The organism is Streptomyces sp. M-16 (assembly GCF_052114405.1).
Taxonomy (GTDB): domain Bacteria; phylum Actinomycetota; class Actinomycetes; order Streptomycetales; family Streptomycetaceae; genus Streptomyces.
Map to the genome: position 1 here is coordinate 39,314 of NZ_JBFRER010000020.1, position 23,027 is coordinate 62,340.

A 23,027-nucleotide genomic window follows, 5' to 3' on the forward strand; every position below is an offset into this window, starting at 1 on the left:
GTGCTGGGCGGTCACCGGCATGTCTGGGTTCCTTTGCGAAGGGGGAGGGCGCAGGCCGGCCCCGCGGCGGAGGGGGTCAGGACCGCACGGTCAGCGCGGCGGGCTGTCCGGCGGCGGCCTTTCCGGCGGCCGGCTTCCCGGCGACGTGCTGCTCCGTGACGGGCTTGACCACGCCGTCCCTGGAGGTGGCGGAGCCGGCCGCCGCCTCGTCCTCCTCCCAGAGGCTGAGGTAGCGCTCGCCGGTGTCGGGCAGCACCGTGACGATGGAGGCCCCGATGTAGTCCGGATGGGCGGCCAGCCGGGCGCAGGCGTGCGCGACGGCGCCGGAGGAGACCCCCACGAAGACGCCCTGACGGCGGGCGAGCCCACGGGCGGCGGTCATCGCGTCCTCGTCGGAGACGGTCACCACGCTGTCGATCAGGGCGACGTCGGTGGTCGGGGCCACGAAGCCGCCGTTGAGGCCGGGGATCCGGTGCTGGCCGCCGGTGCCCTGGGAGAGCACGGGCGAGTTCTCCGGCTCGACCGCGACGACCCGGATGGTCGGGTCCTGCTCCTTCAGGTACTTCGCGATGCCCGTCAGGGTCCCGCCCGTGCCCACGCCGCAGACCAGCACGTCGACGCGGCCGGCCGTGTCGGCCCAGATCTCCGGGCCGGTGGTCTCGTAGTGCGCCCGCACGTTGTCGGCGTTCTCGTGCTGGCAGGGGAACCAGGACCCGGGGATCGACGCGTGCAGCTCCTCGGCCTTGGCGATCGCGCCGGAGTACCCCGTGTCGCGCGGGGTCTGCACGACCTCCGCCCCGAGTGCCTTGAGCAGGGCGACCCGCTCGCGGGTGGCGCTGTCGGGCAGCACGATCACGCAGCGGTAGCCGCGGGCGGCGCAGAGCGCGGCCAGCGAGATGCCCGTGTTGCCGGAGGTCGCCTCGATGACGGTGCCGCTGCCGGGCGTGATGTCGCCCCGCGCCTCGGCGGCGCGCAGCATGAACAGGGCGGCCCGGTCCTTGCTGGTGGACATCGGGTTGGCGGACTCCAGCTTGGCCAGCACCTCGGTGCCCGGGGCGGTGTCCTCGAAGCGCAGGCGGATCAGCGGGGTCGACCCGATCAGGTCCTCGATGCTGTCGGCGATGCGGCGGTTCTCACTGCTTTCCACGTCTGGATCCTCACAAGTCGGTTCGTACGGCTGCTGGTTCGGGTGGTCGTACGGACGGCCGTACGCCGGCGGGGCCGGAACGCGGACGGGGCTACCAGGAGCCCGCCGAGGCGGTCACGGCGTACAGGTCCTCCATGGGCTCCGGCTCCTTGCCGACCGCCTTGATCACGGCGGTGGCCGCCAGCACCCGCGCTCCCGGGGGCACGTCCTTGTTGACCAGCGCCTGTGCGCCGATGACGGCGTGCTCGCCGATGGTGACGGGACCCAGCACGGTCGCGTTCGTGCCGAGTACGACGTTGCGGCCCACCACCGGATGGCGGCGCTCGCCCTCGGGGCGGGCGTTGTCGCTCCACCACCCGACGGCGCCCAGCGTCACCTGGTGGTAGATGGTCACGTCGTCCCCGACCACCGCCGTCTCGCCGATCACCACGGCCGCGCCGTGGTCGATGAACACGCGCCGGCCGAGCACGGCACCGGGGTGGATCTCCACGGCGGTGCCGCGGCGGGCGTACCAGGCGATGATCCGCGCGGTCATCCGCATCCCGCGCCGGTGCAGCCGGTGCGCGACCCGGTGCGACCACAGCGCGGGCAGCGCCGCGTGCAGCAGCGCCTCGCGGCGGTTGCGCATGGACGGGTCCCGCGCCACCACCACCTCCAGGTCCTCCTTCATGATCCGGAAGAGCCCTATCCGGTCACCGGCCATCAGACGAGCACCTCGGCCGCGTCGACCGCCGCCAGCACCGCGCCGGTCAGGCTCTCCAGCCGCGCCACGAGCTCCGGGTCGGTGTACCGGCCGTCCTCGGTGGCCTGCCCGCCCGCCCCGGCGACGGCGACCGGCTCGTGCTCCACGACCCGCGCACCGCACCGGGCGAGTACGCCGACCAGCCCGGCCTGCGCGTCGAGGGCGCCGCGCGCTCCGGGGGAGGCACTGGCCACGGCCGTCACCTTCCCGGTCAGCGCGCTCGGGCCGTCGATGCCGCGGGACAGCCAGTCCAGCGCGTTCTTCAGCGCGCCCGGCATCTCGCCGTTGTAGGAGGGGGTGCTGATGAACAGCGCGTCGGCGCCGGCGACCAGCTCCTGGGCCGCGCGCACCGCCGCCGAGGCGCCCGACCGCTCCAGCCCGGCCTCGTAGAACGGCAGGTCCGCCACGGCCAGCGACACGCTCTCGTGCTCACCCGGCAGCCCCGCCAGGATGTGGCGCACCGTCGCCAGCACGGCGCCGTTCACCGAGTCCTGACGGGTACTGCCCGACATCAAAACGATCTTCACCACAGAACTCCTTCGTCCGGGCCCCGGCCGACAGGCCTCCGAGCGGCCCGCGTCCCCCACGCAACGGTGCCAGCCGGTCCCGATGCCGGACTCGAACCCCACTAGGACCCCGGCGGAGACGCGCCCCACCCCCGCTACGCACCCGCCACACACGGGTGCGTCGCCGTGTCCGGCATGCGCTCTCCCACGCCGCGCGGCATCCGGGAACGCGAAAGCCCCAGGTCACGGTGAGTGACCTGGGGCTCGGCCGGAGCCGGCGTCAGGCGGGCGGCGGCGCCGCCGGGCGCGTCGGGGACGGGGGCGGCACGGCGGTGACCTCCGCGCTGAAGGCGACCTCCCCGTCCTGGACGGCATCGATCCGGAAGGCCCCGGGGGCCGCTCCGGGGGACGGGTGGGGGCGGGCCTCGATCCAGCAGGGGGAGTCGAACTCGACGTAGCGGTGGAAGGTGACGTCCATCGACGTGGGCAGCACCGCTCCCCCCGAGGGGCGCACCGCGTGGGCGGCCTGTCGTGCGGCCTCCAGCAGGAGCATGCCGGGGACGTGGTCGACGGGGTGGTCGAAGAGCACGGGGTGGGTGGCGTCCACGCGCAGGGGCCAGCGGCCCGGGGTGTCCGAGCGGCCGAGTACGACGTCGCGGGCGTTCTCCCGGCCCGCCGTCGCGGGGTCGAGCGGGGCGATCGGATCGGGGACCGCGGCGAACACCCGCGCGAGGTCCGCACGGTCCGCGCGGACGCGCCGGTAGACGGCGGGCGCGATGCAGCCGAACCGGGTGTCGGCGACGGCGATCTGCGTGCCGTCGCGGAAGACGGCGATGTCGAGCGCGACCACGGCCGGAATGCCCCGGCGTTCACTGAACTCGGACCCGGTGACCCGCAGTTCCAGCTCGGCGGGGGTGCGCTCGACCTGGAGCGCGTGCGGGTTGAGGGCGTAACTGAACCGCGACCAGCTCAGCTGGTGGCCGAGCGGGGTTCCGTACGCGGTGTGGAGCAGCAGCGGAAAGGTCTGGCGCACGGTCTCGCACAGCATCAGCGGGTCGTGCAGCCCCGCCGTGGCGGTGTAGAAGCTGTGGCTGCGCGGCCACTGGGCCGTGATGGTGAAGGCGTGGGTGCCGGTGCGCTGCCAGCCCGTGAGGAAGACCTCGGAGAGGGCGGCGCGGTGGACGTATTCCCTGGGCACCGTGGTGGTCAGGACCGGCTCTCCGGCGGGTGCCGGCCCATGGGCGGTGACGAGCATGTTCCCCCTTGCGTGCACTTGCGTGCGTGCGTGTGCGGCCCCCGAGCTGACGGTCGACGGAGGCCCCTCTGTAAAATAGAGAATGTTCGTTTTGTTTGTCGAGTGCCGGCGGTGTGATCCATGGCGGAGTTGAAGCAGGACCGTGCGTTGAAGACCCGGGAGGCGATCCTGCGCGCCGCCGCGGAGACGTTCGACGAACTCGGGTTCCACGGCGCCAGCATCAGCATGATCATGGGACGGGCGGGGGTCACCCAGGGCGGCATGTACTTCCACTTCAAGTCGAAGCAGGACCTCGCCCGCTGCGTGATGCTGGCCCAGGGGGACTACGTGCAGCTCCCGCCGGGCGAGGACGGGCTCCAGCGGCTGATCGACATCACCTTCCACGTGGGCCGGGAGCTCCAGCAGAACGTCCTGTTCCGGGCCGGCGTGCGCCTCGCCGTCGAGCAGGGCGAGTTCGGCCTCCAGGACGACACGGCGTACCAGCAGTGGGTGGAGCAGTTCCACGGCCTGCTCCTCGTGGCGCGCGAGCGGGGCGAACTGCGGCCCGGCGTCGACGAACGGGAGTTCGCCCAGGTCCTGGTGGGCGCGTACAGCGGTACTCAGCTGTTCTCGCAGATCGCGACCGGACGCGCGGACCTCCCGCAGCGGATCGCCGCGCTGTGGAAGTACTTCCTGCCGTGCATCGCCACCCCGCGGACACTGGCGCAGTTGCGCGCCACGCCCGAGCCCGACCGGCCCGGGACCTCGTGAGCCCGCTGCGGGTGGTGCTCACCGGTGCGACGGGCTTCATCGGGGCCTCCGTGCTCCGCGAACTCGTCCGCCGACGGGACGTGTCCGTCCGCGCCGTCGGGCGGCGGGCCCCCGAAGCCGGTGCGGGCGGCGGCGCCGAGTGGGTCCCGGCGGACCTCGCGCGGCCCGGGTCCCTGGCCGGCGTGTGCGAGGGCGCGGACGCGCTGCTGCACCTGGCCGGTGTGGTCAGCCCGGACGAGGCCCTGTGCGAGACGGTCAACGTCCGCGGTACGGCCGCCCTGATGGCCGAGGCCGTCCGGGCCGGGACCGGGCGGGTGGTCCACCTGTCCACCGCGGCGGTGTACGGTCCCGGGCCGCACCGGGGCGCGGCCGTCGGCGAGCTGGTACCGGCTCCCGTGTCGGCGACCAGCCGGACCCGGCTGGCCGCAGAGGCGCACGCGCTGGCGGCCGGCGCAACCGTGCTGCGGCCGGGACTGGTGGTGGGCGCCGGGGACCGCTGGGTGGTTCCCGCCCTCGCCGAACTCGTGGACCGGGTGCCCGCGCGCTGGGACGGCGGCCGGGGCCTGCTCTCCGTCGTGGACGTCACCGACCTGGCCCGGCTCGTCGCCGCCCTCGCCGTCCTCCCCGGGGGTGGGGCGACGGCCGGGCGGGTGTTCCACGCCGGCCATCCCGCACCCGTGCGCACCGGCGAGATGCTGACGGAGCTGGCGAAGCTGGGCGTGTTTCCGTCCGTGGACACCGACCTGCCGTGGGACGAGTGCCTACGTCTGCTGCGGGCCACACCGGGAGCCGTGAGCGAGCGGCAGTTCTCCCTGCTGGCGCGGGACCACTGGTACCGCAGCGACGAGGTGTGGCGCGTGGCGGACTGCCCCGCGGGCCCGGGGCCGGTGGCACGCCTGGCGTCGGCGGCGCCCTGGTACCGCGGGGCCCTGGGCGGGCCCGGGGTCAGGCCGGGGGCGGGCCCGGGGTGAGGGCCTGGCGCTCCGCGCCGATCCCGTCGAGGACGAGGCGCCAGATGCCCTGGAGCTGGTCCACCACCCCGCCCGGCCCGTCCGCGTGCGTGCCGCGCAGCGTCGCCTCGGCCCCCCGGACCAGGTGCGCGACGAGCGCCGTGACGCTCGCCGCGTCGGCGGCGGCCTGCAGTTCGCCCTTGTCGTACGCCTCACGGGCCAGCTCCGCCACGACGGGGTGCCACAGGGGGGTCCAGTCCTCTATGTCGGGCAGCTCCCGGGCGAGGTGGGCGGTCGCGCGCACGGTGACGTCGTCCCGCAGCAGGCGGGCGAGCTCCAGCATCAGGTTCCCGAGGTCGAGCAGGGCCTTTCCGCGGCGGCGGTCGGCCGCCTCGTCGAGCGCCGACCGCACCGCCGAGCACCCCTCCTCGGCGACGGCTTCGGCGAGTTCGGCCTTGCTGTCGAAGTGGAAGGTGACCGCGCCCATGGAGATGCCCGCGGCCTTGCTGATCGCCTTCAGCGACGTCCCGCCGTAACCGGCGCGGTAGAACTCCGAAGCGGCTGCCTGTACGGCGATGCCGCGCGTCCGGACCGCCCTCTCCTGCTGCACCATGCTCTCTCCGATGTCGCCAAACCCGGACCGATCGCGCGTGGATGTCGTGCGCGGGCGTCGTGCGCTGGGTGGGGCGCCGCCTGCAACGCCCGTGGGGCCAGCGTGCGAAACGCCGCGCCCATCAGGCAAGGCCTAGTTGCCTAAAACGCGCCGGTTTCTCCACGTATCCGGAGCCTTCGGAACGGCTGACCGAGCGTCAATGGGCGGTTCACCGCGCGACTTGCCGAAGTAGTGCACCAGCCTAGAGCAGCCCTAGAAAAAAACAGAACGTTCGCTATTCTTTTTGCATGATCTCAGTGTTCGCCGAGGCCACCTTCGGCAGCCTGCGCCGGACCGACCAGCGTCGATGGGCCGAGGTTTACCTGCGCGGGCTGCTCGGCACATCCGGCAAGAAGACAGTGCGGCGGCTCGCCGCAGCCGTATCGGACCGGGAGACGGCCTTCCAGTCACTGCACCAGTTCGTCAACGCCAGTCCGTGGGACTGGGAACCTGTCCGCCGGGAGTTGGTCCGGTGGGCCGAGGAGCGCACTGCACCCCGCGCCTGGGTGCTCGACGACGTGGTCCTGCGCAAGCGCGGCGACCACTCGTGCGGGGTGCACCGCCGCTTCAGCCCGATCGACGGACGGTCCGTCAACGGGCAGGTCGGCACGGGACTGTTCCTGGCCGGGGAGCGCGAGGCGCTGCCCGTCGACTGGGCGCTGTACCTGCCCGAGTGCTGGACGGGGGATCCCGCCCGGCGACGTCGGGTCCGCATCCCGGACGGCGTCGCCCACCGGCCCGCCGAGGCGCAGGCCCTCGGCCTCGTGGACGCGCTGGCCGCGCACACCCGGCTGCCCGCGGTGCCGATCGTGGCCGACGTGTCCTCGCACGCCGGCGCGGAGGCGTTCGTCCGGGGCCTCGCCCTGCGCGGCCACGACTTCGTGGTGGCGGTCCCCGGGCACCTGGCCTTCGCACGCGCCGCGACGGTGCTGCCGGGGCCCCTGCGCGCGGACCAGGGGCAGCCCCCGTACCGCGCCTTCGCCACCCGCACCCGTCCGGGGCGGCCGGCGGACCGGACCTGGCTCACCAACATGCCGCACCGTCGGACCGAGGAGCTGCTCGCGCTGACACGGACCCTGAGACTCGCGCAGGAGGCCGTGCGGTACATGGAGAGCGATCTCGGGCTCGCCGACTTCGAGGGCCGGTCGTTCCCGGGCTGGCACCACCACATGACGCTCGTCTCGGCCGCCTACGCGTACAGCCGGCAGCCCGTGACGGGCCTTCCCCACCACCTCGCCGCCCTGCCCGCGGCGGCGTAGACCACCCGACGGCCCGGCGCCCGTCCGGCACCCGTGCCGGACGGCGCCGCCAACCGCCGTCGTCCACACCCTTCCGAAAGAGAAGACCCATGGGATCTCCCACCACGTACGACGCCCTGGCCGACGTGTACGACCTGATGTACCCGCCGGCGTCGCCGGACATCGCCGACGCCGTCGGCTTCCTCGCCGAGCTGGCCCCGGAGGGCGGCCGCGTCCTGGAACTCGGCGTGGGCAACGGCCGGATAGCGATACCGCTCGCCGAGCGCGGGCTGACGGTGCACGGCATCGACGGCTCCGAGCAGATGCTGGAGAAGCTCGCGGCACGCGACCCGCACGGACGGGTCACCGCCACGGCCGCGGACTTCACCACCGGCGGCACCGGCGAGCAGTTCGACCTGGTCTTCATCGCCCTCAACACCTTCTTCGCTCCCACCTCGGCCGAGGCCCAGCTCCAGTGCATGCAGCGGATGCGCGAGCAGCTGGCACCCGGCGGACGCGTGGTCATCGAGGCGTTCGAACCGCGCGCCTTCCACCAGCAGGAGGGCGAGAAGACCAGCACCCGCTACCTCTCCCCCACCTCGGTGATGATCGACAGCACCCACGTCATGCGTGACCGCCAGCTGATCCTCGTCATCCACACCGTGGTCGACGGTGGGGTGCCGCGCCCGACCCAGGAGGTCATTCGCTACGCCTGGCCCACGGAGATCGATCTCATGGCGCGCATCGCCGGCCTGCGGCTGGTGGAGCGTCGGGGCGGCTGGCGGGGAGAGGCCTTCGACGCGAACAGCCACCGTCACGTCTCGGTGTACGAGGCCATCGAAGACCCGAAGTAGGCGTTGGACATGAAGGCGACCCGCAATCGCACCCTGCTCCAGCTGACGGACGTCAGCCGCAGTTACGGGGACCGGAGCGTGCTGCGCGCGGTCACCATGAGGCTGGCGCCGGCGGAGTGCACCGTACTGGTCGGGGACAACGGATCGGGGAAATCGACCCTCCTGCGCATGGCCTGCGGCCGCGAGCAGCCCACCTCGGGCGAAGTCCTCTTCGACGGCGAGCCCCTGCACGAGGACTCGCCCCGAACCCGCGCCCGAGTGGCCACCGTGATGGAAGCCGGTTCGAACTATCCGGACCTGACGGTGCGTGAGCACCTGATGCTGGTGGCCGTCGGCCACGGACTCGGCCGCCGTGCCGACGCCGCGGTCGACCTGGTCCTGGCCGACCACCGGCTGACCGACCACGCCCGGTCACGTCCTTCGGCGCTCTCGTCGGGGCAGACGCAGTCCCTGCTCCTCGCCTCGGCCTTCGTCCGGCCGCACGACCTGCTGGTGCTGGACGAGCCCGAACAGCGGCTGGACTCCCGGGCGCGCGGAGAACTGGCGGAGCGGCTCTCGGCCCACAAGCGGCGGGGGGCGGCGATCCTGCTCGCCACCCATGACGACGTGCTGGCCGCGGCCGTGGCCGACCACGTGCTCACGCTGGAGGAAGGGCGGGCCGACGTGGCACCGGTCGGGGGGGACCGGTGATGTCCGACCACGCCGACACGCTGCGGCGCACGGACGAAACGCTGGCGTTCCTGCACGAGGCCCGCGCCGCGACGCGTCGGAGCAAGCGCAGGAGCAACGTCTTCGTGCTGTACTGCGTCGCCTTGGCGGCGGCCTTCTGGGGCGTACCGCTCCTGATCGCCGCCGCCGGGTCCGGCCGGCGGGGGGACTGGCACGGCAGTGCCTCCGCTCACCTGCTGGCCGGCCTCCCGGTGACCGTTCCGGCGCTTCTGGCGCTGGTGACGCTCCTCGTCGCCCGCAGCGCCGTCTGGCGGGGCCCGGTGCTCGTGGACCTGCCGACCGTCTCCTGGCTGCTGCCCCTGCCCGTCCTGCGCGGGCCGCTCCTGCTGCCCCGGTTCTACGCGTCCGCACTCGTGGCGGCCGTGGTGGGGCTCGTCGGCGGCGGACTGCTGGGCTACCTGACCTCGCTCGCGGGTTCCGCCGCCTGGCTGGCGCCGACCGCCGCCGGCGCGTGGGCCGGCGTGGCGACGGCGCTGACGGCGGTGGCCGCCGGGCTGCTCGTCGAACGCTGGGACCGCGCCGTCGCCCGGCACGGTTCCCTGGTCCACGCGGTCACCTGGGCGCTCGCGGCGGGCTCGCTGGCGCTCTGCGCGTTCGCGGTGCTGCGCGTCCCGGACGACCTCCACGGCTCGCTGGTGCTGTGGTCCGGCCCCTGGGGATGGGCGGCCCAGCCGCTCGTCGCCGCGGCGGGGCACCGCACACCGGGCTGGATCCCCGGGACGGTCCTGTCCGCGGCGTTCACGCTCGCCGCCCTGCTGACCGCCCGCCGCGCGACGCCGGACATTCCTGCGGAGGCCCTGCGCGACCGTGCCACCGTCGCGTCCCGGGTCGCCGCGTCGGTCTACTCCCTCGACCTGCGCCAGGCCCGTTCCGCGGCACGCGGCACGCGGGGGCGGCGGGCCAGGCCCCTCCTGCGCCTGCCCGTGCCCCGCAGCAGGTGGCTGATCGTGCCCTGGCGCGACGCCACGGGGCTGCTGCGGGCACCGGGACGACTGCTGTGGGCGGCCCTCTGGAGCACCGCGGCACTGGCCCTGGGCACCGCCGTACCCCACGCGCGGCCGGACTGGCAGGTCCCCCTGTGCGCCGCCGCCCTCGTGGTGGAGTACCTGGCGGCCGCGCAGCTGACGGAGCCGGCCCGCATCGACAGCGACGACACCCGCCGCTCCGCCAACCTCCCCTACGCGTTCCGGGCGCTCGCGCTGTGGCACGCCTGCGTTCCCTGCGTCCTCCTGCTCGGCTGGCTCGGCGCGGGCGGCGCCGTGGCCGGACTCACCGGCCGGTGGACACCCGGAACCGCCGTGCTCCTGGCGGCGGTTCCCGCCGTGGTGGGGGCCGCGCTGGTGAGCTCCTGTCGCGGCGCGGTCCCCGGCCACCTGCTGATCGGCACGGACACGCCCATGGGCAACACCGCCGTGCTCCAGACAGGCCTCTGGTACGCGCGCGGACCGCTGGCCGCGATCGTGCTGTCGGCACCGGTGCTCGTCGTGGTCCAGCGCCATCACCAGCTCGGCGCCGGACACGTCGTCTGGCTGCTCGCGGTGGGCGCGGCGGGCATGTGGTGGGCCCGGAGCACGGCCCACCGGCTGCACGGAGCACTGCCCGATCGACCCCATCGACACGCGGGCAGAAGACTGCGCGCCTACCTCCTCACGAGGCTCAAATGACCGACGAACTCGCGACATCACCCGCCGTGCAGGACCTCCTGGAACGGCTCGGGCTCGGACGACTGCTGCCCCGGGAGGGCGGATCGCCCATGGGCCGCAACCGCAACGCGGTGGGGCCGACCACCACCGGAAGCGCCGTGTTCGTCAAACAGCTGGACGGGAGGCAACCGGACGCGGCCCGCCGTTTCCGTCGGCAACGCGCCTACGAGGAGACGGCCGTCGCGGGCGAGCGGCCGCTGCCCTCGCCCAAGTGCCTCGGCTGGGACGAGGAGGAACTGCTGATCGTCTTCGAGTGGCTCGACGGGGCCCGTTCCGGGTCCGACCTGGCGAGCGACGAGCAGTTCGACGACGAACTCGCCCACCGCGCGGGGGAAATGATCGGTGCGCTGCACGCCCTCGCGCCGGACGCCCTTCCCGCGGAAGCGGCCGGTACGACGGAACCGGACCCGCTCCTCCTCCCCCCGCTGGAGTTCTTCGAGTCGCTCCCCCTGGCGTACCACACCCAGGCGAGCGGTGCCTCGCTGGAAGCCTGGGGGATGCTGCAAAGCGACGGCGAGCTCACCCTCGCACTGCGCCGCCTGCGCGCCGCGGAGGCGGCGGCAGCGGTGACCCCGGTCCACGGCGACCTGCGCCTGGACCAGTTCCTGCTGCACGACGGACGGCTCCACCTGTGCGACTGGGAGGAGTTCCGCAGGGCGGATCCCGCCCGGGACGTCGGCTCCTTCATCGGTGAATGGCTGCACCGCGCCGTGCTCGACATCCCGGCGAAGGACGCGGAGCTGAGCGGCCCGAGCCCCCGGCTCTCCCACGAGGACATCGTTCGACGCGGCGTGGCCGAGCTCAACAGGCTGCGGACGCGCAACGTCGCCTTCTGGGAGGGCTACCGGGCCTCCACCGCGGTGACCGACCCCGGTCTGCCGGTCAGGGCGACGGCCTTCGCCGGCTGGCACCTCGTCGACCGGATGTTCGCTTCCGCGGAACAGCGCCCACGGCTGACCGCCCTCGACCGCGCGGCGGCCGGGATCGGTCGCTCCGCCGTGCTGCATCCCGAAAAGTTCACCACCGTCCTCGGCCTGGAGGCTTGAGATGGACGACTTCCCCGACCTCGCGACGCTCCTGTCGGACGTGCGCGTGCACCCCGGCACCCGCAGCGCCCACGTGGGCGAGCGCCCGATCACGGCCGACACGGCCGGTCAGCTCCGCCAGAAACTGATCACCGCGCTCTACGAGACGTTCCACGTGGGCAACGCCTTCGGCGAGGACCGGCCCCGGACCTACCGGGACCCGTGGTTGGAGGAACGACTGGGCGCGGCCACCCCGCACGACACGACGATGGCCACCGCCCGCCTCGACGGCGACGGTCTCGTACTGGTCGACGGCGTGCGCGTGCGCGTACCCGAACCGGACGTCGTGGGGACGAGGGTGAGGATGCCCGCCCGGCGTCCCGGCCTCTCCCCGGGCTTCTTCCTCGTCGACGGTTCCCGGGGGCATTCGGCCCGGCGCCCGCTGCTCAGGGTGTACGTACACGTCCGCACCCCCGAGGAGGCCGTACAGACCTGGGGCGAGGTGCTGCGCGCGCTGGAACGCGAAGGGGTCCCCTACCGGGCCAAGGTGACCTCGTCCCGCCGGCTGTTCCCGCGCCGGGACGGCCTGGTGGTCTATCTGGGCGAGGACGCCTGGCACGCCGCCTCGGTGGTGGCGGACGCGGTACCGCGCCCCACCGCGTCCCACCCGGCCGCTCCCACCTCCTCCTTCGCCAGGGAACTGGCACCCGGGATCGCCGTCGCCTGGGAGCCCGAGGACACGAGGCCGGGCATGCGGGGAATGAGCTTCGGCCAGCACCGCGCCGCCGCCGTCGCGGACGCGTTGCTGGAGCACGCCGACGGGAGCGGCCGGGCTCTCGACGATTGCCTGCGGGAGCAGCTGGCCGCCGCCAATATCGACCACGAGGCGCTCTACCGGAATGCAGATTCCCCTCGACTTCCCTAAGTAGCGCTGCTTTTGCTCAATATCCGGCCCAACTTTCCTAAGTAGCACCCCGACTCCGTGACGCGGCCCACAAGTTGATCTCCGGCACTCCGGAAGGTGATCTACTGAGAAACGTCAGAACGGCGGTGACCCACTCGGGAAAGCGCCGGTCAAAACCTTTACTCAGGGGGAATCCAAATGGACTCCATGGAACTCATCGCCGGTTACGCCGCCTACACCACCCCGGAGGAGCTCGCCGCTTCCGAGGCCACCGACGCGCCGGCCATCACCACCACGGTGACCTCGTCGGAGATCTGCATCACCATCACCGTCGGCTGGGGCTGCTGACCTCCAGCGCCGATCGGCCAGTGGCCCGGGCCCCGTCCGACGGACGGCGCCCGGGCCCCCGCCAGAACAGAAAGTTGCCACGTCATGCCGGAGGAACTCGCAGCTCCCTCCTGCTTCACGCTGCCCAACGGCCTGCGCGTCGTGCTCTGCCGACGGGGCACGGCCCCTCTGGCGGCCGTGTGCATGCACTACGACGTGGGATTCCGGTCCGAGCCGGAAGGGCGCAGCGGATTCGCCCACCTCTTCGAACACCTCATGTTCCAGGGGAGCGAGAACGTCGGACGGTCCGAGCACTTCACCATCGTGCAGAGCTCGGGGGGAACGGCCAACGGATCCACCCGCCAGGATTACACGGAGTATTACCAGATCGCTCCCGCATCGGCCCTCGAACGCCTGCTGTTCCTGGAGGCGGACCGAATGCGGACGCTGCGGCTAACCCAGAATTCCCTTGACACCCAGGTGGCGGTGGTCAAGGAAGAAATAAAGCTGAACGTCCACGACCGCCCTTATGGCGGATTTCCCTGGACCAACCTCCCTTCGGTGCTTTACCGGAAATTCTCCAATGCCCACAACGGCTACGGCGATTTCATCGATCTCGACCGTGCCACGCTGGAGGAGTGCGCCGCCTTCTTCGACGGCTACTACGCACCGTCCAACGCCGTGCTCACCGTGGTCGGAGACATCGATCCGAAGCGGACGCTGGAATGGGTGATCCGGCACTTCGGCGACATCGCGGCACGGCCGACGGCGGCGCCGCAGGATCTGTCGGAGCCGTGGCCGTCCGAACCCCGCAACGGCGGATACACCGACCCGCAGGCCCCTCTGCCGGCCACGGCCGTCGGCTACCGCCTGCCGGATCCCGGCACCGGGCGCGACCGCTACCTCGGCCACATCGCCCTGGCCGCGCTCCTGAGCGGCTCGTCCGGACACCTGCAGCAGCGAGCGCTCGCCCGCGGCGTCGACCTCACGACGGCCACGGCCCAGTGCGGGTTCTTCGGACCGTTCGACGCACGTGATCCCGACACCTTCGTCATGACGGCCCGCCACCCCTCGTCCGGGCAAGGGGCGGTCACCGGCGTGATCGAGGCGGCGCTGGAGAACCTCGCGGGGCCGGGGCCGACCGACCGCGAAGTGGCCGCCGTGGTAGGCGCGACCGTCGCACGGTGGCACCGCAAGCACGACAACGTCCTCGCCTTCGCGCGGGCGGTCGGAGCCTCTTGCCTGCTCCACGGTGAGCCGTCCCTGCCAATGGACCTCGCCGGAGCCCTGACGGCCCTCGACGCCGGCTCCGTGCGGAACGCGGCCGCCGGGCTGGCCGACAGCAGGCCCGCCGCACTCCTGGTCCACCCGCGCGATGCCGGAGGTACGCGGTGACGAGGCCCCTGCCTCCGCTCCATCCCGAGAAGCCCCTCGCCCTCCCCCGCGTGGTCGAACGGCACCTGCCCTCCGGACTGCGGATCTTCGCGGTGCCCAGGAAGGGCGCTCCGCTGGTCGAGGTCCGCGTCCTCGTCCCGTTGTCGGTGGGCGACCCGTTGCGGTCGGTGGCGGTCGAGCTGCTCACGACGACGGCCTTCACCGGGACCGTGCGGTCGGGCGGCCACGACGTTCCCTGGGACACCGCCCTCACCACCGGCCGGCCGCACGCGCAGCGCATGGCGGAGTGGCTGACCGTCGTCGGACACGTGCCCGTCGCCGAGCTCGACCGGATGCTCGGCCTGCTCGCCTCGTGGCTGGCCGCGCCGACCGTCCCCGAGGACCGCCTCGCCCGGGATCGCCAGCGGCTGTCCCAGGCCCTGGCGATCCTGGGCACCCAGCCCCAGCGCATCGCCCTGCGCGAGCTCAACCGGGCCCGCTACGGCGACATGGCGGTCTTCGACGCGTGGCCGTCGGCCGACACGGTGTCCGCCCTCACTGCGGACGACGTGCACGAGGCCCACCGCACGTGCCTGTCGCCCCGCGAGGCCCGCGTGATCGTCGTGGGGGACATCGACGCCGACTCCACGGCCGACGCGGTGGCACGGACCTTCTCCGGCCTGCCCTCCGGCACCGCGAAGCCCCCCGTACCCGGGACGGCGCCGGCCGATCGCATGCGGCTGGTCCCGCGCCCCGGAGCCGCCCAGTCGCACGTGGCCCTGTCCTGTCGCTCCGTGTCCTTCGGCGACCCCCGGTACCCCGCGCTGGCCGTGGCCAACGCTGTGTTCGCCGGGTACTTCTCGTCCCGGCTGGTGGCGAACGTCCGCGAGCGGCGGGGCCTGGCCTACCACGCGCTGTCGCGGTTCGACCGTACGCTCGGCTCCCCCTCCACGGTGACCGACGTGGTCTGCGGGACGGGATCGACCGGCCTCGTGGTCTCCGAGATCCTCGCCGAGCTGACGAACCTGGTGGAGGCCCCGCCGACGCGACGGGAGATCGACGCCGCCCGCACGTACCTCAGGGGATCGCTGCTGACCGCCACCGCCTCCCAGTCCGACCTGGCCAGCCTCCTCGCCTCCCTGTGCTGCTGGGACGTGGGCACCGGCTGGATCCAGGACTATCCCCGTCAACTCCTCGAAGTGACCGCGGACGAGGTCGCCGCGGCCTGCCGGGACTTCTTCGGCCCCGGCCCGGAGGCGGGCGTCGTCCTCGCGGACCCGGCCGCGGTGGGGCCGTCCTTGGCCCGCTTCGGATTCGTGGCGACAGGAGACCTGACATGAACGACCGGCACGCCCCCGCCGGCGGCGTACCCGCCCCGGAGTTCACCGCCGAACGGCTGCTCCTCGTCGGGACGGGTGCCGTCCACGTGGCCCATCTGCCCACCTGGGTGGGATGGCTGCGGACGGCCTACCCCCACCTGCGGACCCGGACCGTCGTCACGCGCAGCGCCGAACGCTTCGTCAGCCGGGCCGCCCTGGCCGCCCTCGGCGGCACCGAAGTACTGCTCGACGTGTGGCCGGAGGAGGCCACGCCCACCGCGCGGCACGTGGAACTGGCCCAGTGGGCGGACTCGGTGATCGTCTATCCGGCCACCATGAACTTCATCGCCCGCTTCGCCACGGGCATGGGCGACACACCGGCCATGCTCGCCCTGCAGTGCACCCGGGCCCCCATCGCGGTGGCTCCGGCACTGCCTCCGGGCGGCCAAGAGAACATCACCCTGCGGCAGCACCTGAAAACGCTGGGAAGCCGGCCCAACGTGGTGGTCGTCCCCCCCACCCCCGGTCGCAGCATCACGACCGGACGGGACGACGCCGCCGTGCCGCCGCCCCTGCCCGTGGTGATCGACGCACTGGCGCGCAGGCGCGCGGCCCTCACGGCAACGGACGGCACCCATGCTGGTTGACGAGTACGGCACCAAGCACCTGCGCACCCGGATCTTCACGACGGAGGACGGCCTCTTCCTCTGGCACCGGACACACCCGGCCGGAACGACGGCCACCGCGACGGGAGCGGTCGTCTCCTCAAGGAACACGGCGCCGGCCACGATCGACGGGAACACGGCCACGTACACGGCCCCCGGCGCCAAGTCCCTGGCCCGCATGGTCTGGCCGCCCGCTCCCGTGATCTTTCCCCTGGCCCCGGCCATGAGCGCCGTAGGCCACGCCCTGTCCGACATCAACGGCCACACCGGGCCCCTCGACACCGCGGGCCCACCACCCGCCCTCGCGCGCCTCACCCGGTGGCTCCGGGCGGGCGGTGAAGAGGAAGGGCCGGCCCGGCTCCACCGGCTCTGCACGGACCGCATGGGCCCGACGCGGCTGAACACCCTCGCCGAGTGGTGCCGCGCGGCCGCCCCCGGGACCACGGGGGACGTGCTGCTCCACGGCGAACCGTCCCTGGGCCTCACGGTGCCCGCCCCGGACGGCCGTCACGCGGTACTGCTCACCGGCGAGACCCTGTCCCGCGGAAGGCCCGAACACGACGCGGGCTGGCTGCTGGGCGAACTCGCGGAGATGGCGGACGTGGCGGCCCGCCACCTCCCCGGCGACTCGACGGCCGCACCCTTCACGACCATGGCGGCAGCCTTCCTGACGGCCCGCGGCCACACGCCGGACAACACACTCCTGCGCCGCAGCGCCACGCTGCGCCGCATGGCACACCTGCTGGACTTCGCCGGCAACGTCGGCTGGAGCGAGGGCGTCACCGCCTACGCCGACACCCTGGCCGCCCTGGTCGACGACGACGGCCGGACCGTCCTCGCGCCGCTGGAACCGAACACGGGCCGGATCTGACCGAGGCCGGTCCCCACCGGGAACGTCAGGGGAACACCGGTCCGCGCACGCTTCGGGAGCGTCGCGACCTGAGCCGGAAAAAGCAAAACCCCCAGGTCACGGCGAGTGAGTCCTGGGGGTTCTACAGAGCCGCCTTCGGGATTCGAACCCGAGACCTACGCATTACGAGGCCCCACAAGATCATCCCAGCTGGTGCCGGGCCATGCCACAGAATCCTGTTTCCCAAGGTCAGGAAGGTACAGCCCGGCCCACGCATGCCACCCAATCCACCCCGTGCCACCCCGTCCGCTCACGCAGCGCTCACGCACACCGGTCTGATTCGACCGCAGGCGCAGACGTTTCTAGGGGCGCTGTGCCACCAGGCTTCCGGCAGCCGAAACATGTCAGGTGGTCGTCGCCATCACACGCGTGCGAGTCGCAGGGTTATGTGGCGCAGCTCGATCCCTGCCTCCTTGGCAAGAAGTCGATGCCGCAGCTTCTCGCCCTCGCTGAGGCGTGTTCCCTGTGGGGAGGTAACGACGATGAGTGGTTCGGCTCCCCCGTCTACACGGGCGTTGATCGCAGCCCATACAAGGTCGGCGAGCTTGGCCGCCGGCCCCCAGATCATCAAGGCTTTCGTTTCTGGCCCACGGACCAAGCAGCGGTTGGGCTTGACGTCCACTGTCTCGGGGTCGGCGAGCCAATCCGGCCCGATGGCCTGGTGCGCGATCTGCTCCATTCCGGGGTAGCGGCTAACGGCGAACTGCGCGTAGGGGCCAATGCCGTGGCGGGCACGAGGCAGTTCCTTGATCGGTCCGTCCTTGACCCACACACGAACCCGATCGCGTTCGATGAAGCGCATGAGCTTGCCACCGATGAGTGGATCGTCGATGCAGCGTACGTACCAATCCGCGCGCGCACGGAGAGTCATGCCATCCCAGTCGAGGTCATCAACCTGCCGGTAGATCTCGGCGATCACCTCGCGACGGATCTCCTCGTCGATGTCACTCATCGCTGCATCATCCCCCAAAGGCGGCCGGGTCCGGAAACTGGAGGCGACTCTCCTCCAACGAGGTCTCCAGGCTGGCCGCGTCCTCGATCCATTCGCGCATCAGGCTCTCCGCGCGCTGGTCAGTGAAGTCGAAGCTCGTACCGCGCTCCGCCAGGCGCAAGGTCTCGATCTCGTCTTCGGCGATCTGTTGGCGAATGTTCAAGATAGCGGCGACACGCCGGATGTCGCTGACGAAGTCCAAGACCTCCACATAGGACTTACCCGGCCTCAGGCGCAGGCCGCGGCCCAGTTGCTGCACGAAGATCCGACGGCTGTGCGTGACCCGGGCGAAGCAGAGAATGTTCACGTCCGGGATGTCAACGCCCTCGTTAAGGATGTCGACGGCTGTCAGGATCGGTGTCTTACCACTGCGGAAGCGCATGAGGCGGGACTGCCGCTCGCGTTTGTTCAGGTCCGCGTGAACGGCGAGTGCCCCGCGCCACTGCGGCACCTCCGTGAGTAGCGCCGCCAGCCGTTCGGCATGTTCGATGGTGCGGCAAAAGACGACCGCGCGGGGCTGCTGAGTACGTGCCCAGACCTCCATCAGCTGATCGCGCACTGCTTCGTCCCGTTCCGGGAGGAAGAGGCGGGCGTTGAGGTCCTTGATCGAGTAGCTATGGTCGCTGACTCCACGAACGAAGTCCCAGTCGATGTTGTCCGCGTAAAGCCGATAGCGGACCTCGGACAGGTAGCCCAGCCTCATGCCTTCCTCGATGCCGAGGGTGTAGCTGGGTTCGCCAAACCGCGTACGGATGTCGAATCGGTCACCCCGCCAGGGGGTGGCTGTGACCCCAAACTGCCGACTGGCGTGTAGTACGTCGAGAAGCTCGGCAAGTTGCCCGTCCTCGGCGACGTGGTGGGCTTCGTCGACCATGACTAGTGCGGGACGGTAGCCGGCGCGGGCGTAGCTGAGAGCGCTGGCGGTAGTAGCGCAGGTGACACCGCGCAGGTCGTCAGGACGGTGATCGCCGGTCAATAGCTGCGTGCGCACTGTCTTGGGCAAGTGGTGCCACAGTGCCCGCTCAAGTTGCTCCACGAGGTCTTTGGCCGGGGCGACGACCAGCACTTTGTCCTCTGGGCGTTCGCCAAGGTGGTGGCTGATGGCCTCGCCGCCGACCACTGTTTTGCCAAGGCCGGTGGCGAGTACGAGCAAGGCCCGGTCGGCTCCGTCCAGGTCGCTGATGACCGTCCGCAATGCCTCGTTCTGGTAGGGGCGCAGTGTGCGAGCCGGGAGTCGGTCGGCAGTGAACCGATCGTCCGCGTATAGGTCAGCCAGTTCCTGCCCCGACCACAGCTCGACTCGCATTCCAACCGTCGCGAGGCTGTCGCGGCGCTTCCGGGTGAGCGGGCCGAAGCGACTGTTGGTGACTACGACCGCATGGTCGGCGCCGTAGTGGGCTTTGGCCTCCAGAACCTCGTCGATGGCGCCGGGCGGCACCGCTGCCCCCGCCTTCCATTTGGCCTGAAACACCCACAGGCGTCCCTCGCGGGTTGCGAGGACGTCGCCTCCTTGGTCATTCGCACCGTCGATGTTGACGACGTTGGTGAAACCCAGGTGGAGTGCAAGCCGCTCCACCTGACGGGTGAAGCCGAATGGACCTACCGCACGCAGGAAGTCCGGAGCCGTAAATGAGGTGGCCATCGCTCACACCGACCCGGCGACACTTTGGTCGAGGATGTCGAAGGTGATCCGCGCCAAGGACAGCTCCAGACGAGTCTTCCCGCCCGGATCGGTCAGGAACTCACTGACGACCTCCAGGGGCCGCACGGTCTGCGCCACCTGCCTGTCCTTGACCACAGTGTCTGACCAGCCGTCCCACGACGTCTTGAACACTGCTCCGTCCAGGAAGCTGGCCGGGCGCGCTCGGACGATGGCCGCGATGCCGGCGGCGTCCAAGTGAGTAACGAAGGCACCGTCTTTGAGGACGGTGGGCCAGTCCAGAGAGGCGTCAGCCCGCCCAGCGTCCCGCTCCGCGCGCAGCCGGACCACATCCGGCAGAGCCTCCCACAGCTCGTCGGCCATCGGCGCGACGATGGGGCCCATCAGCTCCCGCACCCGGCCAAGCAACGAGTCGGCCCGGTCGCGCAGCGCTGATTCGGTGACCCGCTGGTCGGGGAACTGCCGGGTGACCTCAGCCGCCACCGCCGTAACCTTCTGTCCGTCCGGCTCGAAGGCGTGCAGGGTCTGGGCGATCTCCATCAGCGCGTAATCGCGCGGGTCGCGACCGTACTCACGAAACACCGGGTGCTCGCCGTGTACGAACACCTCCAAGTTCACGCCCTTGCCCATCCGGGCCAGTGAGGGAACCTGCCGCTCCTGGTCGTCCAACAGCGGCGTGCGCGTGTCGAAGACCTTCACCACTTTGCGGCCCAGCCGCGGCAGGGTCACCTCTCCCGTCAGGTCGAAGACCTGGCGGGAGTCAGCCCGGTAGCGGTCGAAGCGCTGCTCCTCGGTCTCCACAGGCTCGGGCTCGGGTGCCGGAACGGGCATCGCGCCGGCCAGGTCAGGGCCCTGGGCCGAGTCGCCACCCAAGGGGGTCAATCCGGTGCGCCCGGTGAGCGAGGGGCCGCTGGCGCCGGTAGGCCGCGCCGCCGCTCCACCATTGTCACGGGCTTCGTCGTGGGCCAGGACCGCCTGCCACCAGATCTCGTCCGATAGAAACTCAGGGTGCTGGCCCGAGTGGAACTTCACACCCCACTCCCTGGCCGTGTCGTGGATGGCTGTGCTTCCGTTGCCGGGAATCAGGCAACCGGTACCCGGGCGGTTTTCCTGGTAGCCCTTGAAGATCTCTCCGAGGGGTGACGTGTTCGCCGTGTACCCCGCGAGTTTGGCTTTCTTCGGGCGCATCGGGCCCTCACCGCGCAGCGCGATGACAGCGTGCCGCCAGTCTCGGCTCTCCCGGTTGAAGTCGGTCTTCTGATACCCCACCGGGACGTGGTCGAGGTGGATCTCGCCTACGATGCGCCCCTGAGTGGCGGGGATGTCCACCGGGTACTCCGGGATCTGGCTCCCGTCGTTCGGGTTCTCCCAGGAGAAGAGGGAGCGATCCCCGATTCGGATCTTCCTGCCGTTGCGCAGGAAGTCGATTCCGTAGTCGCTCTCGTCCAGGTAGCGCTGAACCCCGAACCAGCCGTGGATGCGGCGCTCACGCAACTGCATGTCCTCGCCGTCGCACTCTGCGCAGCGGTCCAGGGCGAGGTCCGGACTTTGCCAGTGTCCGCACTTCATGCAGGCGAGCGCCGATGTGAGCGGAATCTCCACCGACCTGATGGCGGCGATCTCCCGCCCTTCCTTGATCACGGTTCGCGAGGCCGACCAAACGCAGGGCAGCCTAGGCGAGACGGTCTTCCCGTTCACCTTCAGCCTGAAGCCGCGGCCTGCCATCGGGCCGTCTGGAACGCCGGGAACCGGATTCTCGCCACGCAGTAGGTAGGAGTAGACCCGACCGAGGTCTGCGCGGACCGAGGCATGCCGGTTGGCCTTCTTCAGATCCTCGGCAATCTCGGTGCGCAACCGACGGACGATCACCTCAGTGCCGTGCTCGGCGATGTCCTGCTTGGGTTCCCGCCGAAGAGGAGTCTTGAAGCTGTCGTTCCGTGCGAGGCGGCGCAGATCGATCTCCACGACCAGCCAGTCCGGGTCGCCAGCCCGTGTGGTCCGGACCTCGGTGTGGTGCCCCAGGCGAGCCGTGGCGATGTTGAATCCCATGCCGAACAGGCCCAAGCTGCCGTACCGTCGCTTACCGCTGTAGCCGGCCTTCAGAGCACTCTGTAGGGTCTCCAGACTCATGCCACGCCCGTTGTCGAGAAGACCCACGATTGGATCGTCGTCGCTGGGCTTCGGCAAGGTGATCCAGACTTCCTGCGCCTCGCTGCGGTCCGGGTCTGTCAGGAAGTCGTCGAAGGAGTTGTCGATCAGCTCTGCCAGACACTGCCATGGCTTGTAGGGGATGTCTCCCAACGCCTCCAGTAGCTGCGGAGACGGAGTGAGGTCGATCTCCTCGGACAGACCCGCTGCGGCGTTGGTCGACAAAGTGCTGCTCCCGTCTGAAGTGTGGCCGGAGGACACCCAGTTCATCCAGCTCCACCAAGAGATACCGCATGGCGCTGACACCAGGGCCAAGTCCTGCTAGCACAACGGCTTAGGCGGGCTCTCCTACCGAACGTCTTGGGATGAGCCAAGGTGAGAGGTCTGTCTGCCGGCACCAAGATCGGCGACTCAGGTGCCAGCCACCCGCTCCCTCACGACTTGTTCGATCCGCTCAGCCGCTAGTTCAGGGTCTTCGTGTTCCCAGACGCGCAAGACGGCCCAACCCTGCGCTTGCAGCGCCGCGTTCGTGTCGGCATCACGGGCGCGGTTCCCCTCGATCTTCTCTTGCCAGAATTCGGCTCGTTTCGTGGCGGGTCGATGGTGCTCGGGACAGCCATGCCAGTAACAGCCGTCGACGAACACCGCCACACGGGCTTTGGTGAACACGACGTCGGCCGTACGCCGAAGGTCCGCTACCGGCCTCGCGGAGACCCGATAGCGAAGTCCCTTGCGGTGAAGGGCGGACCGTAGAAGAAGCTCTGGCTTGGTGTCCCGCCCCTTATTTGCGGCCATGACCGCGTGGGAGGCCGGTGACGACGCCCACGAGCCGGGCGGCACGGTCTCAGTGGTTACGTATCCGGCGGCACGCGCTATCGACCACGCTTGGGCCAGGTTCGCGGCACGGGTCGCCGCGTCCACTTCCCCGACATATCGTTCCCGCGTCTCGCCCTCCTGCGACCACCGCAGATAGGCGCGGATTCGGCGAGTGCTGCTGTAGAGGCGCAACGCTACCGACGCACGTGCGTACTTTCCCTCACCGACGTCGACCGCCCTCGTGTGCCGACCGCCAGCAGCGCGGTCCTGTTCAACCGCCCGAGATTCCCTGGTCATCCCCGCCCGGGGCTTCCACGCCCGGTCGGAGGGCATCCCGTCCTTCCAACGACTCTGCCCATCGT

22 protein-coding genes are annotated in these 23,027 nt (G+C 71.2%); 13 read left to right on the top strand and 9 right to left on the bottom strand.

The features are described 5' to 3' along the window. Positions 1-76: 76 nt before the first annotated feature. The 4 genes from AB4039_RS12015 to AB4039_RS12030 all read right to left on the bottom strand — a co-directional run bounded on the left by AB4039_RS12015 (position 77) and on the right by AB4039_RS12030 (position 3,650). Positions 77-1,147 (bottom strand): PLP-dependent cysteine synthase family protein, encoded by a 1,071-nt coding sequence (locus AB4039_RS12015; protein WP_442270671.1) that lies wholly within the window; start codon positions 1,145-1,147, stop codon positions 77-79. A gap of 91 nt (positions 1,148-1,238) precedes the next feature. Beyond that, on the bottom strand, positions 1,239-1,850 hold the full coding sequence (gene epsC / locus AB4039_RS12020; protein ID WP_266839925.1) for a serine O-acetyltransferase EpsC: 612 nt from the start codon (positions 1,848-1,850) through the stop codon (positions 1,239-1,241). Further along, positions 1,850-2,416 carry an NADPH-dependent FMN reductase gene (locus AB4039_RS12025; protein WP_266839926.1) on the bottom strand — a complete coding sequence of 189 codons (567 nt, stop codon included), beginning with the start codon at positions 2,414-2,416 and terminating at the stop codon, positions 1,850-1,852. The genes epsC and AB4039_RS12025 overlap by 1 nt, the downstream gene beginning before the upstream one ends. A gap of 259 nt (positions 2,417-2,675) precedes the next feature. Continuing rightward, a complete protein-coding gene (locus AB4039_RS12030) occupies positions 2,676-3,650 on the bottom strand; it encodes a ScbA/BarX family gamma-butyrolactone biosynthesis protein (RefSeq protein ID WP_266839927.1) in 975 nt (324 codons plus the stop codon). A 120-nt stretch (positions 3,651-3,770) separates the two neighbouring features. Here AB4039_RS12030 and AB4039_RS12035 point away from each other — a divergent pair, with 120 nt between their 5' ends. Together AB4039_RS12035 and AB4039_RS12040 are read left to right on the top strand one after the other, a co-directional pair. Further along, positions 3,771-4,400: a ScbR family autoregulator-binding transcription factor gene (locus AB4039_RS12035; protein ID WP_266839928.1), complete on the top strand. Its 630-nt coding sequence runs from the start codon at positions 3,771-3,773 to the stop codon at positions 4,398-4,400. Next, positions 4,397-5,371, top strand: coding sequence for an NAD-dependent epimerase/dehydratase family protein (locus AB4039_RS12040; RefSeq protein WP_442270672.1), 975 nt, complete (start codon positions 4,397-4,399; stop codon positions 5,369-5,371). The genes AB4039_RS12035 and AB4039_RS12040 overlap by 4 nt, the downstream gene beginning before the upstream one ends. On the opposite strand, the gene AB4039_RS12045 is transcribed toward AB4039_RS12040, so the two are convergent. Continuing rightward, complete coding sequence (locus tag AB4039_RS12045; protein ID WP_442270673.1) at positions 5,346-5,963, bottom strand: TetR family transcriptional regulator; 618 nt, start codon at positions 5,961-5,963, stop codon at positions 5,346-5,348. The genes AB4039_RS12040 and AB4039_RS12045 overlap by 26 nt on opposite strands. A 287-nt stretch (positions 5,964-6,250) precedes the next feature. Here AB4039_RS12045 and AB4039_RS12050 point away from each other — a divergent pair, with 287 nt between their 5' ends. The 11 genes from AB4039_RS12050 (at position 6,251) to AB4039_RS12100 (ending at position 17,011) form a co-directional block, all read left to right on the top strand. Next, positions 6,251-7,261: an IS701 family transposase gene (locus AB4039_RS12050; RefSeq protein WP_442270674.1), complete on the top strand. Its 1,011-nt coding sequence runs from the start codon at positions 6,251-6,253 to the stop codon at positions 7,259-7,261. An 89-nt stretch (positions 7,262-7,350) separates the two neighbouring features. Beyond that, positions 7,351-8,094 (top strand): class I SAM-dependent methyltransferase, encoded by a 744-nt coding sequence (locus tag AB4039_RS12055; protein WP_030228493.1) that lies wholly within the window; start codon positions 7,351-7,353, stop codon positions 8,092-8,094. A 9-nt stretch (positions 8,095-8,103) separates the two neighbouring features. Continuing rightward, positions 8,104-8,784 (top strand): ABC transporter ATP-binding protein, encoded by a 681-nt coding sequence (locus AB4039_RS12060; protein ID WP_442270675.1) that lies wholly within the window; start codon positions 8,104-8,106, stop codon positions 8,782-8,784. Beyond that, on the top strand, positions 8,784-10,487 hold the full coding sequence (locus AB4039_RS12065) for a DUF6297 family protein (protein WP_266839935.1): 1,704 nt from the start codon (positions 8,784-8,786) through the stop codon (positions 10,485-10,487). The genes AB4039_RS12060 and AB4039_RS12065 overlap by 1 nt, the downstream gene beginning before the upstream one ends. Beyond that, the gene (gene lxmK, locus AB4039_RS12070) at positions 10,484-11,572 is read left to right on the top strand and encodes a class V lanthionine synthetase subunit LxmK (protein WP_442270676.1); all 1,089 of its coding nucleotides are present in this window, start codon (positions 10,484-10,486) and stop codon (positions 11,570-11,572) included. The genes AB4039_RS12065 and lxmK overlap by 4 nt, the downstream gene beginning before the upstream one ends. A 1-nt stretch (position 11,573) precedes the next feature. Continuing rightward, positions 11,574-12,476 (top strand): T3SS effector HopA1 family protein, encoded by a 903-nt coding sequence (locus AB4039_RS12075; RefSeq protein WP_442270677.1) that lies wholly within the window; start codon positions 11,574-11,576, stop codon positions 12,474-12,476. A 177-nt stretch (positions 12,477-12,653) separates the two neighbouring features. Then, entirely contained in the window at positions 12,654-12,803 is a 150-nt protein-coding gene (locus AB4039_RS12080) for an LxmA leader domain family RiPP (protein ID WP_266839938.1), read from the top strand. 84 nt (positions 12,804-12,887) lie between these two features. Further along, positions 12,888-14,177, top strand: coding sequence for a M16 family metallopeptidase (locus AB4039_RS12085; protein WP_442270678.1), 1,290 nt, complete (start codon positions 12,888-12,890; stop codon positions 14,175-14,177). Further along, positions 14,174-15,496, top strand: coding sequence for a M16 family metallopeptidase (locus tag AB4039_RS12090; protein ID WP_442270679.1), 1,323 nt, complete (start codon positions 14,174-14,176; stop codon positions 15,494-15,496). The genes AB4039_RS12085 and AB4039_RS12090 overlap by 4 nt, the downstream gene beginning before the upstream one ends. Further along, on the top strand, positions 15,493-16,122 hold the full coding sequence (locus AB4039_RS12095; RefSeq protein WP_266839942.1) for a flavoprotein: 630 nt from the start codon (positions 15,493-15,495) through the stop codon (positions 16,120-16,122). The genes AB4039_RS12090 and AB4039_RS12095 overlap by 4 nt, the downstream gene beginning before the upstream one ends. Then, complete coding sequence (locus tag AB4039_RS12100; RefSeq protein ID WP_266839944.1) at positions 16,112-17,011, top strand: hypothetical protein; 900 nt, start codon at positions 16,112-16,114, stop codon at positions 17,009-17,011. The genes AB4039_RS12095 and AB4039_RS12100 overlap by 11 nt, the downstream gene beginning before the upstream one ends. A gap of 400 nt (positions 17,012-17,411) precedes the next feature. On the opposite strand, the gene AB4039_RS12105 is transcribed toward AB4039_RS12100, so the two are convergent. From AB4039_RS12105 to AB4039_RS12120, 4 genes are all read right to left on the bottom strand, one after another. Further along, positions 17,412-18,002 (bottom strand): hypothetical protein, encoded by a 591-nt coding sequence (locus tag AB4039_RS12105; protein ID WP_442270680.1) that lies wholly within the window; start codon positions 18,000-18,002, stop codon positions 17,412-17,414. Between the two features lie 7 nt (positions 18,003-18,009). Further along, complete coding sequence (locus AB4039_RS12110) at positions 18,010-19,683, bottom strand: DEAD/DEAH box helicase family protein (protein ID WP_442270681.1); 1,674 nt, start codon at positions 19,681-19,683, stop codon at positions 18,010-18,012. Positions 19,684-19,686: 3 nt separating this feature from the next. Next, positions 19,687-22,074 carry an ATP-binding protein gene (locus tag AB4039_RS12115; protein ID WP_442270682.1) on the bottom strand — a complete coding sequence of 796 codons (2,388 nt, stop codon included), beginning with the start codon at positions 22,072-22,074 and terminating at the stop codon, positions 19,687-19,689. A gap of 186 nt (positions 22,075-22,260) precedes the next feature. After that, positions 22,261-22,998 (bottom strand): very short patch repair endonuclease, encoded by a 738-nt coding sequence (locus tag AB4039_RS12120; protein ID WP_442270683.1) that lies wholly within the window; start codon positions 22,996-22,998, stop codon positions 22,261-22,263. Positions 22,999-23,027: the final 29 nt, after the last annotated feature.